Annotated in this window: 15 protein-coding genes and 1 pseudogene; 3 read left to right on the forward strand and 13 right to left on the reverse strand. The window is 64.8% G+C overall.

The window, feature by feature from the left end; genetic code table 11:
• The first annotated feature begins 27 nt into the window (after positions 1 to 27).
• From rnr to G7079_RS06000, 3 genes are read left to right on the forward strand one after another with little or no spacing between them, the layout of a single operon-like run.
• On the forward strand, positions 28 to 2,496 hold the full coding sequence (gene rnr / locus G7079_RS05990) for a ribonuclease R (RefSeq protein WP_343160885.1): 2,469 nt from the start codon (positions 28 to 30) through the stop codon (positions 2,494 to 2,496).
• A gap of 24 nt (positions 2,497 to 2,520) precedes the next feature.
• Entirely contained in the window at positions 2,521 to 3,264 is a 744-nt protein-coding gene (gene rlmB, locus G7079_RS05995; RefSeq protein ID WP_166056449.1) for a 23S rRNA (guanosine(2251)-2'-O)-methyltransferase RlmB, read from the forward strand.
• Positions 3,265 to 3,281: 17 nt separating this feature from the next.
• A complete protein-coding gene (locus G7079_RS06000; protein WP_166056450.1) occupies positions 3,282 to 3,548 on the forward strand; it encodes a hypothetical protein in 267 nt (88 codons plus the stop codon).
• Here the strand turns inward: G7079_RS06000 and rnt are convergent.
• The 13 genes and pseudogenes from rnt to G7079_RS06060 all read right to left on the reverse strand — a co-directional run bounded on the left by rnt (position 3,520) and on the right by G7079_RS06060 (position 14,668).
• Positions 3,520 to 4,161: a ribonuclease T gene (gene rnt / locus G7079_RS13340; protein ID WP_206203250.1), complete on the reverse strand. Its 642-nt coding sequence runs from the start codon at positions 4,159 to 4,161 to the stop codon at positions 3,520 to 3,522. The two genes, G7079_RS06000 and rnt, sit on opposite strands and share 29 nt — an antisense overlap.
• A gap of 9 nt (positions 4,162 to 4,170) precedes the next feature.
• Positions 4,171 to 4,914, reverse strand: coding sequence for a putative DNA-binding domain-containing protein (locus G7079_RS13345; RefSeq protein ID WP_206203251.1), 744 nt, complete (start codon positions 4,912 to 4,914; stop codon positions 4,171 to 4,173).
• Positions 4,911 to 5,735, reverse strand: a complete 825-nt coding sequence (locus G7079_RS06010; protein WP_166056451.1) for a DUF692 domain-containing protein — start codon at positions 5,733 to 5,735, stop codon at positions 4,911 to 4,913. Before G7079_RS06010 ends, G7079_RS13345 begins: the two co-directional genes overlap by 4 nt.
• A gap of 162 nt (positions 5,736 to 5,897) precedes the next feature.
• A pseudogene (locus tag G7079_RS06015) lies at positions 5,898 to 6,341 on the reverse strand (hypothetical protein); the annotation flags it as partial.
• A 116-nt stretch (positions 6,342 to 6,457) separates the two neighbouring features.
• Positions 6,458 to 7,159 (reverse strand): phosphate signaling complex protein PhoU, encoded by a 702-nt coding sequence (gene phoU, locus G7079_RS06020; RefSeq protein ID WP_166056453.1) that lies wholly within the window; start codon positions 7,157 to 7,159, stop codon positions 6,458 to 6,460.
• Positions 7,159 to 7,971, reverse strand: coding sequence for a phosphate ABC transporter ATP-binding protein PstB (gene pstB / locus G7079_RS06025; protein WP_166056454.1), 813 nt, complete (start codon positions 7,969 to 7,971; stop codon positions 7,159 to 7,161). Before pstB ends, phoU begins: the two co-directional genes overlap by 1 nt.
• A 19-nt stretch (positions 7,972 to 7,990) precedes the next feature.
• Positions 7,991 to 8,878: a phosphate ABC transporter permease PstA gene (gene pstA, locus G7079_RS06030; protein ID WP_166056455.1), complete on the reverse strand. Its 888-nt coding sequence runs from the start codon at positions 8,876 to 8,878 to the stop codon at positions 7,991 to 7,993.
• A complete protein-coding gene (gene pstC, locus G7079_RS06035) occupies positions 8,875 to 9,837 on the reverse strand; it encodes a phosphate ABC transporter permease subunit PstC (protein ID WP_166056456.1) in 963 nt (320 codons plus the stop codon). Before pstC ends, pstA begins: the two co-directional genes overlap by 4 nt.
• Before the next feature lie 33 nt (positions 9,838 to 9,870).
• Entirely contained in the window at positions 9,871 to 11,010 is a 1,140-nt protein-coding gene (gene pstS / locus G7079_RS06040; RefSeq protein WP_240906269.1) for a phosphate ABC transporter substrate-binding protein PstS, read from the reverse strand.
• Positions 11,011 to 11,143: 133 nt separating this feature from the next.
• A complete protein-coding gene (gene pstS, locus G7079_RS06045) occupies positions 11,144 to 12,163 on the reverse strand; it encodes a phosphate ABC transporter substrate-binding protein PstS (protein WP_166056457.1) in 1,020 nt (339 codons plus the stop codon).
• A 188-nt stretch (positions 12,164 to 12,351) separates the two neighbouring features.
• A complete protein-coding gene (locus tag G7079_RS06050) occupies positions 12,352 to 13,578 on the reverse strand; it encodes an OprO/OprP family phosphate-selective porin (protein WP_166056458.1) in 1,227 nt (408 codons plus the stop codon).
• A gap of 107 nt (positions 13,579 to 13,685) precedes the next feature.
• A complete protein-coding gene (gene nth, locus G7079_RS06055) occupies positions 13,686 to 14,387 on the reverse strand; it encodes an endonuclease III (protein WP_166056459.1) in 702 nt (233 codons plus the stop codon).
• Entirely contained in the window at positions 14,384 to 14,668 is a 285-nt protein-coding gene (locus tag G7079_RS06060; protein WP_166057854.1) for a hypothetical protein, read from the reverse strand. The genes nth and G7079_RS06060 overlap by 4 nt, the downstream gene beginning before the upstream one ends.
• Positions 14,669 to 14,714 lie beyond the last annotated feature (46 nt).

Raw genomic sequence — 14,714 nt, forward strand, 5'->3', positions numbered from 1 at the left:
TGCACGGACGCGATGTACCATCGCTGCATGACCAAGCCTCCCAGCAAGCGCGGCACCGGCCGCGGCAAGGCGCCCACGGGCAAATCCGGAAAGCCGTCGAGCAAGCAAGCCAAGCCGGGGGGCACGCACGGCGGCAAGCCTGCAGCCGGCAAGCGTCCACCATGGATGCCGGAGCTACCGGCATCGCCCCCTTCCAGGGCATCCGGGTTGCAACAGTCCCCGCCCCGTCGCGAAGCACCTCCGCCGCGTGCGCCGAGCTTCGATCCGCATGCCGAACGCGAAGCCCAGCGCTACGCGCAACCCATCGCCAGCCGCGAGATGATCCTGCAGGTGCTGGCCGCCAGCGACGGGCCGCTGGATGCCGATGCACTGGCGCAGAAACTCGCGCTGACCGCGCCGGATCGCTTTGAGGCGCTGGAAAAGCGCCTGCAGGCGATGTTGCGCGATGGCCAGTTGCTGCAGAACCGGCGCGGTGGTTATGCGCCGGCCGCGCAGATGGACCTGGTGCCGGGCGTGGTGATCGCCAACGAAAACGGCTTCGGCTTCCTGCGTCCCGATGCCGGCGGTGGCGATGACCTGTTCCTGCCGCCATTCGAGATGCGCAAGGTCATGCATGGCGACCGCGTGCTGGCCAGTGTGACCGGCATGGATCGGCGCGGGCGCCGCGAAGGCACGATCGTCGAGGTATTGGAACGCCGCCTCACGCGCTTGATTGGCCGCTACACGGAAGAGGCGGGTATCGGCTACGTGGTGCCGGACGACAAGCGCGTACAGCGCAACGTGATGATTCCTGCCGACGGCCGCAATGAAGCGCGCAACGGTCAGTTGGTCGTTGCGGAAATCACCACGCCGGCCAATTCGCACCGCCCGCCGATCGGCAAGGTGCTGGCGGTGCTGGGCGACAAGCTCACCGCATCGCAAGCGGTCGAAGCGGCGATCCACGGCCACGACATCCCGCACGAATTTCCGCCCGAAGTGTTGGCGCAGGCCACCGCCGTGCCGCTGGAGGTGCAGGCCGGCGAGATCCCCAAGCGCGTGGATCTGCGCGGCGTGCCGCTGGTCACCATCGATGGCGAGGACGCCAAGGATTTCGATGATGCGGTGTGGTGCGAACCCACCCGCGACGGTTTCCGCCTGATCGTCGCGATTGCCGATGTGTCGCATTACGTGCGCCCGGGCACGCCGCTGGACGACGAGGCGCAGCTGCGCGCGACCTCGGTGTATTTCCCCGGCTTCGTGGTGCCGATGCTGCCGGAGACGCTGAGCAACGGTATCTGCTCGCTGATGCCGAAGGTGGATCGCCTGTGCTTCGTCTGCGACATGCAGGTGGGCCGTGACGGCATCGTCACCGAATCCAGCTTCTACGAAGCGGTGATGCACTCGCACGCGCGCCTGACCTATACCGATGTGTGGAACGCGGTGGGCGAGGGCATTCCGGAAGACGATCACGCCGCGGCATTGGCCAAGATCGGCCCGCTGTTGCCGCAGATCCAGCGCCTGCACCAGCTGTACAAGGTGCTGGACAAGGCGCGGTCCAAGCGCGGTGCCATCGAATTCGAGAGCAGCGAAGTGCGTTTCGTGCTGGACGCCAAGGGCGCAGTGACCCAGGCCGGCATGCTCCAGCGCAACGACGCGCACAAGCTGATCGAGGAATGCATGATCGCGGCCAATGTGCAGGCCGCGCTGTTCCTGCTGGAAAGTCGCGTGCCTGCGCCGTATCGCGATCATGACCGCCCGCCGGAATCCAAGTACGCGGACCTGGAGGAATTCCTCAAAGAGTTCCAGCTGCGCATGCCGCCGTGGGCCAAGGTCAAGCCCAAGGATTTCCGCAACTTGCTGGAGAAGATCCGCGAGCGGCCCGATGCGGCGTTGCTAGAATCGGTGATCCTGCGTAGCCAGTCGCTGGCGGTGTACGCGCCGGAGAACATCGGGCATTTTGGTTTGGCGCTGGAAGCGTATGCGCACTTCACCTCGCCGATCCGTCGCTATCCGGATTTGCTGGTGCATCGCGGGATCAAGCATGCATTGGCTGGCGGCAGGCCGGATACCTACACTTATTCACCACACGAAATGGCGGCGCTGTCGTTGCAATGCTCCGAGCGTTCGCGTCGCGCCGACGAGGCCCAGCGCGAGGTGGACGAGCGCTATCGCGCGGCGTGGATGGAAGGCCACGTCGGCAAGGAATTCGACGGCACCATCAGCGGCGTGACCAGCTTCGGCCTGTTCATCGAGCTGGACGAATCCAAGGTCAATGGGCTGGTCCACGTCACCCAATTGCCGCGCGATTTCTACCACTTCGATGCGGTGCGCAAGACGCTCACCGGCGAACGTCGCGGCCACGAATACCGCTTGGGCGATCGCGTGCGGATCGTGGTGCTGAAGGCCAGCGTGGAAGACCGCAAGATCGATTTCCGGCTGGTCGATGAGGAAGGCGGGGGCGTGAAGCCATTGCCGGAGCGTGGCAAACCGGCGAAAAGGCAGAAGCAGAAGTACTGATGCGGTTTCCGCGATAATTGCCGAATGAGCAAACAAGCCCAATGGATCGTCGGCCTCAACGCGGTGGCTTCCGCGCTGGAACATGACGCCGAACACGTGCGCGAGGTGCTGCTGGAAGCCGGCGGCAAGAATCCGCGCATCGTCGAGATCGAAGGCAATGCGCGCCGGCTCGGCATCGACGTGCGCCGCGTGTCTGGCCAGGCGCTGGACGGCGTGGCCGGCGGCGTACGCCACCAGGGTGCGGCCGCTCGCTATGCGGCGGCCAAGACCTGGGATGAGCATGAGCTCGAAGGTTTGATCGAAGCTGCCGAGGGCAAGGCGTTGTTGCTGGTGCTCGACGGCGTGCAGGACCCGCACAACCTGGGCGCCTGCCTGCGCAGCGCGGCGGCGGCGGGCGCGACGGCAGTGGTGTTCCCGAAGGACAAAGCGGTGCAGGTCAACGCCACCGTGCGCAAGACCTCGGCCGGCGCGGCGGACACGCTGCCGATCTTCAGTGTCACCAATCTCTCGCGCACGCTGCGCGATCTGCAGAAGGCGGGCGTGTGGATCTACGGCTTCGCCGGTGAGGCGGAGGCTTCGCTGTACACGCTGGACCTCAAGGGCAATGTGGCACTGGTGATGGGCGGCGAGGGCGATGGCCTGCGCCGCCTCACTCGCGAAAATTGCGACCAGTTGGTGAAGATCCCAATGCCGGGTGAATTCGAGAGCCTGAATGTCTCCGTGGCCACCGGCGTGGCATTGTTCGAAGCGGTCAGGCAGCGGCAATAAACGAAAGGGGAAGGATGATGGCGTTGGAGTTGGCTTGGTACGACTGGGTGGGCCTGCTGGGCACCGTGATGATCCTGGGCGGTTTTGCCTTGCTGCAGGCGGGCAAATTGTCCGGTACTGGACTGGTCTACCAATTGCTCAATTTGTTCGGTGCGGCCGGCATCCTGGCCTCGCTGATCGGTAAGTTCAATTTGCCGGTATTCCTGCTGGAAGCCGCGTGGATGGCGGTCAGCCTGTACGGGATCGTGCGGTCGTTCAAACAGAAGGCGAAAGCGCCGGCATAGGCCACGCGTTGGCGATGATGCAGAACAGCTGCGCGGTGCGTTCGGCATCGTAGATGGCTGAGTGCGCTTCGCGCTGGTCCCATTCCAGTCCTGCGGCATAGACCGCCCGCGCTAACACGGTTTGGCCATAGGCCATGCCCGCCATCGTGACCGTGTCGAACACGCTGAACGGGTGGAACGGATTGCGCTTGTGCTGCACGCGGTTGACGGCAGCGTTGAGGAAGTTGAGGTCGAAGTGGGCGTTGTGGCCGACCAGGATCGCGCGTTGGCAGCCGTGCTTCTTCGCGGCGGCGCGAATCGGCGCGAAGATCTTGTCCAGGCCTTCGCGTTCCGGCAGCGCGCCGCGCAGCGGGTGGTCGACCTTGATGCCGGTGACTTCCAATGACTTTGGGTCGATGCTGGTGCCCGGTGCGGGCTCGATATGCGCGCTCACCACCTCGCCGGGCACGTAGCGGCCGTGTTCGTCCAGCTCGATCGGCACCGCCGCGATTTCCAGCAGCGCGTGCTTGTTCCAGTCGAAGCCGCCGGTTTCCACGTCCACCACCACCGGCAGGTAGCCGCGGAAGCGCTCGGCCATCGGCTTGAAGGCCGGCGTGTCTTGCAGTTCGCTCATCGCAACAGGTTAATCGATGCGCGTGCCCAGCAGTACGCCTTCGGCCTGCAGGCGCTGCAGCATCGGCGTGGCCTCGCGCAGGAAACCGTCGAAATCGGCCTGTCCCGCTTCGTCCGCCAGCTGCTGCATCAGAGCACTACCGCTGCGTTCGGTATTCGCGCCGATCAGTTCCAGCAGGCGGAACAGCAGCGGCGAGAGCTGCGAGAAATGGATGCGGCCGTCCGGTTCGCGCCGAAGCAGCACCAGCGTGGGCTCTACGGGCGGCTGAGTGGGTTGGAAATCCGGACCGATGCGGTTCACCGGCCAGCGATAAGCCAACGGCCAGGCGAGTGGCGACAGCACGGGCACGCCAGCGAGCAGATCGCCGTTTATATCGTGCGACGGCAGCGCGGCATCGCTGAGCTGCAGGCCGAGTTCGGCCCATTCGTAGTGCGCGAGTTCCGCGAGCCATGGATGCCGTGGATCCGGTTCGGCTTCGATAAAGGCGATCAGTTCGCGCCCAAGCTCGGTGAACAGCGGCGTGTGGCTGTGGTGGCGGGCGAGGAAGCCGCGCAGCAACGCCTGCCAATCGGCATCGCCCAGGGTCTTGCGGATCACCGGGAAGCCGCCGGCCAGCAGGCCATCCAGATTGTTGTAGACGAGGTCGCTGTAGATCTTCAGGCGGCGCGCTTCGATGCCGGGCGGGCCGGGATGCGCGGCGGGATCGCGCACGTGTTGCGCCATCGCGTCGAACTGTTCGCGCAGGCTGCTCATGCGAAGGGTGCCTGCACGTCGCGGATGCGCAGCACTTCCGAAAGCAGTTCGGGCAGCGGCGGGAAATTGAAATCGCGTTCCAGCAGGGTGGGGCGCACGCCATGCACGCGATACGCATACGCAAGCAGGTCCCACACATCGTCCTTCACCGGCGCACCGTGGGTGTCGACCTTGAGGTCTTCGGCTTCGTCGTAGTGGCCGGCGGTGTGATAGCTGACGATGCGCGATGACGGCATCGCATCGATGAAGGCGCGTGCGTCGTAACCGTGGTTGATGGCGTTGACATGGACATTGTTGACGTCGAGTAGCAGGTCGCAGTCGGCTTCGCGCAGCACTTCGCCGATGAAGTCGATCTCGCTGAGTGCTTGATACGGTGCGGCGTAGTAGCTGACGTTCTCGATGGCGATGCGCCGGCCCAACGCATCCTGCACCTGTGCGATGCGGCTGGCGACGTGATGCACGGCCTCGTCGGTGAACGGGATCGGCAGCAGGTCGTAGAGGTGACCGTCCGCGCTGCAGTAACTCAGGTGCTCGCTGTAGAGCGCGGCATCATGGCGGTCGAGGAAATCGCGGGTTTGGCGCAGGAATTCGACATCCAGCGGATCCGGGCCGCCCAGCGACAGCGACAGGCCATGCGCGCTCAGTGGATGGCGCGATGACAGCGCGGCGAGCTTCTCGCCCAGCACGCCGCCCACGCCGATCCAGTTGTCCGGCGCGCACTCCAGAAAATCGAAGGCGCCCGCAGGCGCCTCGATCAGTTCATCCAGCAGAGCGCGCCGCAGGCCAAGGCCTGCACTGCGCCGTGGCAATGCCTCAGCCATGCCGGCTTACATGCTGCCGCACTTGCCTTCACCGCATTTGCCTTCGGCAGCCTTGCCGTCTTTCGCGGCATCGGCCTTCTTGCTGCCGCACTTGCCCTCGCCACACTTGCCTTCGCCGCATTTGCCTTCGGCATTGCCCTTCATGTCGGCGTGGTGCTTGTCCATCTCGGCCTGGGTGATGAAGCCGTCGCCGTCCAAGTCGTGGTCGCGGAACTGCTTGGCGACGAGTGTCTCCCAGTCATCGACGGAAGTGACATTGCCCGGCTTGTGCGCGGCAACGAACTCCGCGCGCGACATGCGGCCGTCCTTGTCGGTGTCCATGTCGGCCATGGTGTGGTGCTTGCCGGGATTGGGCTTGCCAACCGACGCGCCGCTGCCCTTGGCCGCAGTTTGGCTACTGCCACATTTGCCCTCGCCGCATTTGCCTTCACCGCACTTGCCCTCGGCGGCCTTGGCTTCGCCGGCTTTTGCAGGACTCGTCGCGGCGTCCTGCATGTAGCCATGCGCCATCGCCTGCATCGAGAACAGGGAGCCGGCGACCAGGGTGCCGGTGGCGACAGCGGCGCCGATCACCAGTGCGATCGGCTTGTTGTTGGACTGCGACATCGGAACTCCTCGGCGCGGTTCGCGCGTGATATGTGGCGCGATCCTACCGTGATGCCCGGGGCGGAACCACTTCGCGAATGCCTGCGTTCAGGTCTGGAGTACGTCCAAGGTACGGTTCAGACCACCGTGGTACTGCTCTCGTCGCGTTTGTCGCGCGGCGGCATCAGTTCCTCGCCGTGGATCAGGAACCACACGTTTTCGGCGATGTTGGTGGCGTGATCGCCGATCCGCTCGAGGTTCTTGGCCATGAACAGCAGGTGCGTGCAGGGAGTGATCGCGCGCGCGTCTTCCATCATGTAGGTCAACAACTCGCGGAACAGGCCGGTGTACAGGGTGTCCAGTTCGGCATCGCTGGCCCGCACGCGCAGTGCGGCTTCGCCATCGCGAGCGACGTAGGCCTCCAGCACGTCACGCACCTGGCGTGCGGCCATCCGTCCCAGCGCGTCCAGGCCACGGGTATGCGGCAGCGGCGGGCTGAGGTTCAAGGCCATCGAACGCTTGGCGATGTTCGCGGCCAGGTCGCCGATACGCTCGATGTCCGAGGCCACCCGCAGCGCGGCCAGGATGACACGCAAGTCGCCGGCCATCGGGCCGCGCCGGATCAGCCGGATCACGTCGTGGTTGACCTGCTGTTCCAGCGCGTCGATCGCGTCGTCGTTGCCGATTACGCGTTCGGCCGCCTTGTCGTCGCGGCGCTCGACCACGTCCAGCGCGGCTTCCAGCTGCGCCACCGACATCTGGCCCATGCGGATCAGTTCGTCGAGCAGGGCTTGTTGCTCCTGGTCGTAGCTCTTGACGATGTGGTTGTGCTCGTTCATCAGCCGAAACGCCCCGTGATGTAGTCCTCGGTCTGCTGCTTCGAGGGATTGGAGAAGATCTGCTCGGTGGCGCCGTGCTCGATCAGGTCGCCCAGGTACATGAAGGCGGTGTAGTCGGAGACGCGCGCGGCTTGCTGCATGTTGTGGGTCACGATCATGATCGTGAAGTCCTGCTTGAGTTCCTCGACCAGTTGCTCGATGCGGCTGGTGGAGATCGGGTCCAGCGCCGAGGTCGGCTCGTCGAGCAGCAGCACGTCAGGCTTGAGCGCTACCGCGCGGGCGATGCACAGGCGTTGCTGCTGGCCGCCGGACAGGCCCAGGCCGCTGGTCTTCAGCTTGTCCTTGACCTCGTCCCACAGCGCGGCCTGGCGCAGCGCCTGTTCGACGCGCACGTCCATTTCCGCCTTCGACAGTTTTTCGTGGTGGCGGATGCCGTAGGCCACGTTTTCGAAGATGGTCATCGGGAACGGCACCGGCTTCTGGAACACCATGCCCACCTTGCTGCGCAGGCGATTCATCGGGTACTTCGGGTCGAGGATGTTCTCGCCGTCGAGCAGCACTTCGCCTTTGGCTTCCAGCTTCGGATAAAGCGCATAGATGCGGTTGAACACACGCAACAGCGTGGACTTGCCGCAGCCGGACGGGCCGATCAGTGCGGTCACGCGCTTCTCCGGCACTTCCAGATTGATGTGCTTGACCGCGTGGAACTTGTCGTACCAGAAGTTCAGGTCGCGCGCGGCGATCTTCACTGGTGGCGGCAGCGGCAGGGAAGCGTCGCGCACGGAGGCGACAGCAAGGTGTGCATCGTTCATGGGATCGATCCGATGAAAATTAGTCATTGGCAACTTTGTTGCGCAGGAGCAAGGTGCGTGCGACCAGGCTGATCGCCAGTACGAACAGGGTGATCAACAACGCGCCGGCCCAGGCCAGGTGCTCCCAGTTCTCGAAGCCGGAACCGGCGAACTTGTACATGACCAGCGGCACCGCGCTCATTGCGCCGGTGATGTCCAGGCTGAAGAACTCGTTGCCGAAGGCGGTGAACAGCAGCGGCGCGGTTTCGCCGGAAATGCGCGCAAGGGCGAGCAGCACGCCGGTGACGATGCCGGGCAGGGCGCTGCGGTACAGCACCTGCATGGTGACCTTCCACTGCGGCACGCCCAGCGAGAGCGCGGCTTCGCGCATCTGCACCGGCACCAGCCGCAGCATCTCGTCGGTGGTGCGTACCACCACCGGCAGCACGATGAAGGCCAGCGCGAGTGCGCCGCCGATGGCGGAGAAATTGCCACCGGTCTGCATCACGAAGGCCGCGTACACGAAGAGGCCCAGCACGATGGACGGCGCCGACAACAGGATGTCGTTGACGAAGCGCACCACGGTGCCGAGTTTGCGATGGTTGCCGACTTCGGCCAGCCAGGTGCCGGCGGCGATGCCGAGCGGCGTGCCGATCGCCACGCCCATGCCGCACATCAGCAAGGAACCGACGATGGCGTTGCGCAGGCCGCCGGCTTCCATCGGCGGCGGCTGGTCCTGGGTGAACAGGGCCAGGTTGAGATGCGAGAACCCCTTGGCCAACAGCGTCCACAGGATCCAGCCGAGGAAGGCCAGGCCGAACAAGGCAGCGGCGCAGGCCAGGGTGATCGCGACGATATTGATGATGCTGCGGCGGCGATAGATCGCGGCATTTCCGCGTGGCACGGACGGCGAGGCAACGGCATTCATCGGTTGCCCTCCTTGCGTGCCAGCTGCATCAACATCAGGCGGGCGATGGCCAGCACCACGAAGGTCACGATGAACAGCACGAAGCCGAGCAGCAACAATGCGGCGCGATATTCCTCGGTGGCTTCACCGAAGTCGTTGGCGATCAGCGCGGCAATCGTGGTCGAGGGTTCCAGCAACGAGGCGGTGAAATTCACGCTGTTGCCGATCACGAACGCCACCGCCATGGTCTCGCCCAGTGCACGGCCAAGGCCGAGGAACACGCCGCCGATCACCGCCGAACGCGTGTACGGCAGCACGATGTCCCAGCTCACTTCCCACTTGGTCGCGCCCAGTGCATAGGCCGATTCCTTCAACCGCGAGGGCACGGTCAGGAACACATCGCGCATCACCGAGGAAATGAACGGGATCACCATGATCGACAGCACGATGCCGGAGGTCAGCATGCCGGCACCGATCGGTGGGCCCTGGAACAGTGCACCGATCAGTGGCAGCGGGCCGACGTGGTCGTTGAGCCACGGAATCAGGTGTTCGCGCATTACCGGCATCAGCACGAAGAAGCCCCACATGCCGTAGATGATCGAGGGCACGCCGGCCAGCAGTTCGATGGCGGTACCCACCGGCGTGCGCAGCCAGCGCGGGGCGACTTCGGTCAGGAAAAACGCGATGCCGAAGCTCACCGGTACCGCGATCAACATGGCGATGACCGCAGTGACCACGGTGCCGTAGATCGGCACCAGCGCGCCGTACTTGTTCTCCACAGGATTCCAGTCGGTGGAGAAGAAGAAGTTCAGGCCTTCACTGGCCAGCACGCTGCGGCCGCCCCACAGCATCGACAGCGCGGCGCCGGCCAGGGTGACCAGCACGAACACCGCGGTGGCGGTCAGCAGCCAGCGGAACAGCTTGTCATTGCGCGCGTCGGCGGCATCGCGTGTCGACGCGGGGAGGGCAACGGAATTCATGCGTGGGTTCGCAGGCTCGTCGATGATGGCGGGTTACTTCAGCTGCTCGGCCCAATACGCCTCGACCTGCTGCACCAGCTCCGCCGGCAGCGGCACGTAGTCCAGCGACTTGGCCTGTTCGGTGCCGTTGGCGTAGGCCCAGCGGAAGAATTCCAGTGCGGCCTTGGCATCGGCCGCATCGCGCGGCTGCTTGCGCATCAGGATGAAGTTGGTGGCGGTGATCGGCCATGCCTCTGCGCCCGGCGCGTTGGTGATCACCAGGTTGAAGTCCTGCGCGTTCTTCCAGTCCGCGCTCGCCGCAGCGGCGGCGAAGGAATCCGCACTCGGCTGCACCCAACTGCCGGCTGCGTTCTGCATCGACGCATGGCTCATCTTGTTCTGCAGCGCATAGGACAGCTCGACGTAGCCGATAGCCCCCTTCAGCTGCTTGACGTAGGAGGCCACGCCCTCGTTGCCCTTGCCGCCAACGCTGCTGCCGGCCCAGTTGACCGTGGTGCCTTCGCCGATCTTGGCCTGCCAGTCCGGGCTGACTTTGGACAGGTAATTGGTGAAGTTGAAGGTGGTGCCGGAGCCATCGGAGCGGCGCACCACGCTGATCTTCTGCGTCGGCAGCGCCGTGCCCGGGTTGATCGCGGCAATCGCCGCGTCGTTCCACATCGTGACCTTGCCGAGGTAAATGTCCGCCAGCAGCGCACCAGTCAGGCGCAACTTGCCGGCTTCGATACCGGGCAGGTTCACCACCGGCACCACGCCGCCGATGGTGGAGGGAAACTGCACCAGGCCGTCCTTCGCCAGTTCATCCGATGCCAGCGGCTTGTCGGAGGAACCGAAGTCCACGGTGCCGGCCTTGATCTGGGCGATGCCGCCACCGGAACCGATCGACTGGTAATTGACCTTGTTGCCGCTGGCCTTGGCGTAGTCGGACGACCACTTGGAAATCAGCGGGTACACGAAGGAAGCGCCGGCGCCGGTGATTTCGGCGGCGACCTTGTCACCGGCCGGGGCCGAGGCTGCGGCAGTCGACGCGGCGTCACCAGCGGCGGCGGCCGGGGCGGACTCGTTCTTGCAGGCGGTCAGGCCGGCCAGCAGGCACAGGCTGAGGGCGGCAACGCGGGCAGGGTGCGGTTCATGCGGGTCTCGTGGGGTCGCTTTCTTGGGATGGCGACATGAAATGATGTTTTTGTGACACGTCGATGACAGGGCTGTCGTTTTCGTTCAGAAGCGGGCGCCGGCCACAAAAAAGCGGGCCCGAAGGCCCGCCCGAACGTACACCCTGGTCAGGGGTTGGCTTGTTTGCTTGTTGCGATCAGTACTTCATCTCGGCCGCCCAGTAGGCGTCGATCTGCTTCACCAGCGCGTCCGGCAGCGGCACGTAGTCCAGCGCCTTGGCCTGCGCGTCGCCATTGGCGTACACCCACTTGAAGAAGTCCTTGGCGTTCTTCGCGCCGGCGGCGTTCTTGGGAGTCTTGTACATCAGGATGAAATTGGTGGCGGTGATCGGCCAGCTGTTCTCGCCCGGCGCATTGGTCATCACCAGGTAGAAGTCCTTGGACTTGCCCCACTCGGCGCTGGCGGCGGCGGCGGAGAAGGTATCGTCGCTGGGGTTCACGAAGTTGCCATCGGCATTCTTCAGGCGGCTGTAGGTCAGCTTCTGCTGCAGCGCGTAGGACAATTCGACATAGCCGATCGAGCCATTGATCTGCTTCACGTAGGCGGTCACGCCCTCGTTGCCCTTGCCGCCGATGCCGACCGGCCACTTCACCGCGGTGCCTTCGCCGACTTCGGACTTCCACTGCGCGTTCACCTTCGACAGGTAGTTGACGAAGTTGAAGGTGGTGCCGGAGCCGTCCGAACGGTGCACGACGGTGATCTTCAGGTCGGGCAGCTTGAGGCCGCCGTTGAGGGCGACGATGCGCGGGTCGTTCCACTTGCTGACTTTGCCCAGGAAGATGTCGGCCAGCAGCTCGCCGTCCAGCTTCATCGCGCCTGCGGCCACGCCCGGCACCTTCAGCACCGGCACCACGCCGCCGATCACCGACGGGAACTGGGCCAGGCCGAACTTGTCCAGGTCTTCCGGTTTCATCGGGGCGTCGGAGGAACCGAAGTCCACGGTGCCGGCCTTGATCTGGGCGATGCCGCCGCCGGAACCGATCGACTGGTAGTTGACCTTCTTGCCGGTGGCCTTGGCGTAGTCGGACGACCACTTCGACATGACCGGGTACACGAACGACGCGCCGGCGCCGGTGACGTCGGCGGCCATGGCGCCTGCGGCGAAGCTGGTCGCCAGCGCGAGTGCAGCGACGCGGAATTGGATGGACTTGAACACGTGATGCTCCAGGAGGTGGTGGGTGCGGGCAGCGCCCGGCTGCGTGCATTTCATAACGGTTCGATGACAACGCGATGGAACTGCGATGACAACTTCGTGACAGCGGGGTCGGGCCGGCAAGCACGCGCAGGCAAACGAAAAGGGCGCGACTCGCGTCGCGCCCTTTCGGTGGTGCATCCGGCTCGCGCTTACCAGAAGAACTGCGCGCGGAATTCGACGATGCTGGGGTCGTCGTGGACGGTGGCCCTGGCCGTGGTGTTGTACTTGCTGCTGCTGACCTTGACGTAGTTCGCCGCCAACTTGAAGTTGGAGCGCAGGTACCAATTGGCACCCAGCGTCCAGGTGTCCATCTTGCCGCCCAGTACGCCGGTGACCACCGGGGTGGCGCCACTGGTATTCACGCTGCCGTCGTTGAGGTCGATGGTGTCGTAGCGCAAGCCCACTTGCCACATGCCGCTTTCCGGTTCGTTCGGCAGCGGAGTGGTCGGGGTGCCGGCCTTGTAGCCCCAGGTCTCGCCGGTCACGTTCCACACGGCGCTGACATAGCCGCCCTTGCCGGTGAAATCACCGAACGTGCCGCCACGGCTGGTGGTGCTGCGCATGTACTCGCCCTGCAGCTTGAGCGGGCCATGCACGAAGAAGGATTCCAGGCCGGTGGTGGCGACCTTGTCGGCCAACGTCAAGGTGCCGGTATCGACCAGGCGCACGCCGGACAGGTCGGCGTCCGGGCGGGCACGCCAGCGCTGGCTATCCTGCACATTGGCGCCCACGGCACCGAGTTCGGCGTTGTAGTTCGCGTAAGACAGGCCGAAGTGGAGGATGTTGCCGGTCTCGTTGATCGGCGCCCAGGTGCCGCGCAGGCCGTAACCATTGCCGGCACCCAGGTTGCGGGTAAGTTCACGGCCGAACACGCTGCCGGTGACGCTCCAGTTGGCGTCGCCCATGCCGTAAGCAACGCCCAAGCGACGCGCGACCGCCCACGTGTTGGTGATCATCGCCTTGGAGTTGAAGTCGTTGTTCTTGGTCGAGCTGAGCTCTTCCAGGCTGTTCGGCTGCTTGAACTGGCCGAACTGGACGAAGTGGCTGCTGTTGCCGCCGATCTTGTACTTCAGGTTGGTGTCCAGCCACTTGTCGGCCTTGGCGTCATAGCCCAGGGCCCATTCGATGTTGCCCGGGCCCTTGCCCTTCAGCACCAGCTCGGCGCGGCGCAGTTCGAAGTCGTTCTTGCTGCCATCCGTCGCCGAGCCGTTCAGGTTGGCGACATCGTTGTTGAACCAGTTGCCATCGGCCTGCAGCAGGCCTTCGAAGCTGACATCTGAGCCGGCGATCACGTCGATCGGCACTTCCGCGTGCACGGCCGGGGCGGCAAGGGCGGCCAGCAGGGCCACGGACAGGGTACGGCGGGAGAGTTTCATGGGAATGCCCTGGTGAGGTTGGGAGGCGGCACGACAGGTGCCGATGGCGCGCAGCCTAGGGCGTGAATCTTTCGTTATTGTGACAGCGCTGTCTTTTTATCGAAATATCAGCGCCATGCGCTGTCGGCACTGGCCAGCGGCGCTTTTTCCGGCCAGCGGCACAGGTCGTGGATCGGGCAATGCGCGCAGTCCGGCGTGCGTGCCTTGCAGGTGTAACGTCCGTGCAGGATCAGCCAGTGGTGGGCGTCCAGCCGGAATTCCTCCGGCACCACCTTCACCAGCTTGTCTTCCACGGTGCGCACGGTCTTTCCAGGCGCCAACCCGGTGCGATTGGACACCCGGAAGATGTGGGTATCGACGGCGATCGTCGGTTCGCCGAAGGCGGTGTTGAGGATCACATTGGCGGTCTTGCGACCCACGCCGGGTAGGGCTTCCAGTTCGATGCGCGTGCGCGGCACCTCGCCATCATGCAGGTCCAGCAATTGGCGGCACATCGCGATCACGTTCGTGGCCTTGGTGTTGAACAGGCCGATGGTGGCGATGTACGGCTTCAGGCCGTCTTCGCCTAATGCGAAGATCGACTGCGGCGTATTCGCCACCGGAAATAGTTTCCGCATGGCCTTGTTGACGCCGACATCGGTGGCCTGCGCGGACAGGATCACCGCCACCAGCAATTCGAACGCGCTGGTGTATTCGAGTTCGGTGGTCGGTTTCGGGTTGAGTTCGCGCAGGCGCGAAAACAACTCGACGATTTCCTCGCGCGTCAGCTTGCTGCCGCGCACGGGGCGCGGCTTGGCGATCGTGCTCATTGGCGGCGTTCCTTCGCCTTCGCCAAGGCGCGCGCAAGCGCATCGGCAGCGGCCGTGGCCGCGATCGATTGCGGCTGTCGCACCGCATCGCGTTCGGCCTTGCGGCGCTGCAGGCGCGCCTCGCGGGCGCGATGGCGTGTGCGTGCGGCCAGTGCGAAGCGTCGTTCCTCGCGCGCTGCGGTCAGTCGTGCATTGCAGTCGGCAGTGCAACCCGGGCAAGGCTGCGCATCGAGCAGGCCTTGCGCGAGGGCGGCATCGAGATCGTCCGCATCCAGCAGCATCAGCAAGGCATGCGAGCCGCCATCATCGGTGCACGCACAGGCGCAA

The organism is Thermomonas sp. HDW16 (genome assembly GCF_011302915.1).
GTDB lineage: Bacteria > Pseudomonadota > Gammaproteobacteria > Xanthomonadales > Xanthomonadaceae > Thermomonas.

Bases quoted from the DNA above. Each gene is read 5' to 3' on its own strand.
- rnr (WP_343160885.1), top strand. From the start codon at position 28: ATGACCAAGCCTCCCAGCAAGCGCGGCACCGGCCGCGGCAAGGCGCCC.
- rlmB (WP_166056449.1), top strand. From the start codon at position 2,521: ATGAGCAAACAAGCCCAATGGATCGTCGGCCTCAACGCGGTGGCTTCC.
- G7079_RS06000 (WP_166056450.1), top strand. From the start codon at position 3,282: ATGGCGTTGGAGTTGGCTTGGTACGACTGGGTGGGCCTGCTGGGCACC.
- rnt (WP_206203250.1), bottom strand. From the start codon at position 4,161: ATGAGCGAACTGCAAGACACGCCGGCCTTCAAGCCGATGGCCGAGCGC.
- G7079_RS13345 (WP_206203251.1), bottom strand. From the start codon at position 4,914: ATGAGCAGCCTGCGCGAACAGTTCGACGCGATGGCGCAACACGTGCGC.
- G7079_RS06010 (WP_166056451.1), bottom strand. From the start codon at position 5,735: ATGGCTGAGGCATTGCCACGGCGCAGTGCAGGCCTTGGCCTGCGGCGC.
- phoU (WP_166056453.1), bottom strand. From the start codon at position 7,159: ATGAACGAGCACAACCACATCGTCAAGAGCTACGACCAGGAGCAACAA.
- pstB (WP_166056454.1), bottom strand. From the start codon at position 7,971: ATGAACGATGCACACCTTGCTGTCGCCTCCGTGCGCGACGCTTCCCTG.
- pstA (WP_166056455.1), bottom strand. From the start codon at position 8,878: ATGAATGCCGTTGCCTCGCCGTCCGTGCCACGCGGAAATGCCGCGATC.
- pstC (WP_166056456.1), bottom strand. From the start codon at position 9,837: ATGAATTCCGTTGCCCTCCCCGCGTCGACACGCGATGCCGCCGACGCG.
- G7079_RS06050 (WP_166056458.1), bottom strand. From the start codon at position 13,578: ATGAAACTCTCCCGCCGTACCCTGTCCGTGGCCCTGCTGGCCGCCCTT.
- nth (WP_166056459.1), bottom strand. From the start codon at position 14,387: ATGAGCACGATCGCCAAGCCGCGCCCCGTGCGCGGCAGCAAGCTGACG.
- G7079_RS06060 (WP_166057854.1), bottom strand. From the start codon at position 14,668: ATGCTGCTGGATGCGGACGATCTCGATGCCGCCCTCGCGCAAGGCCTG.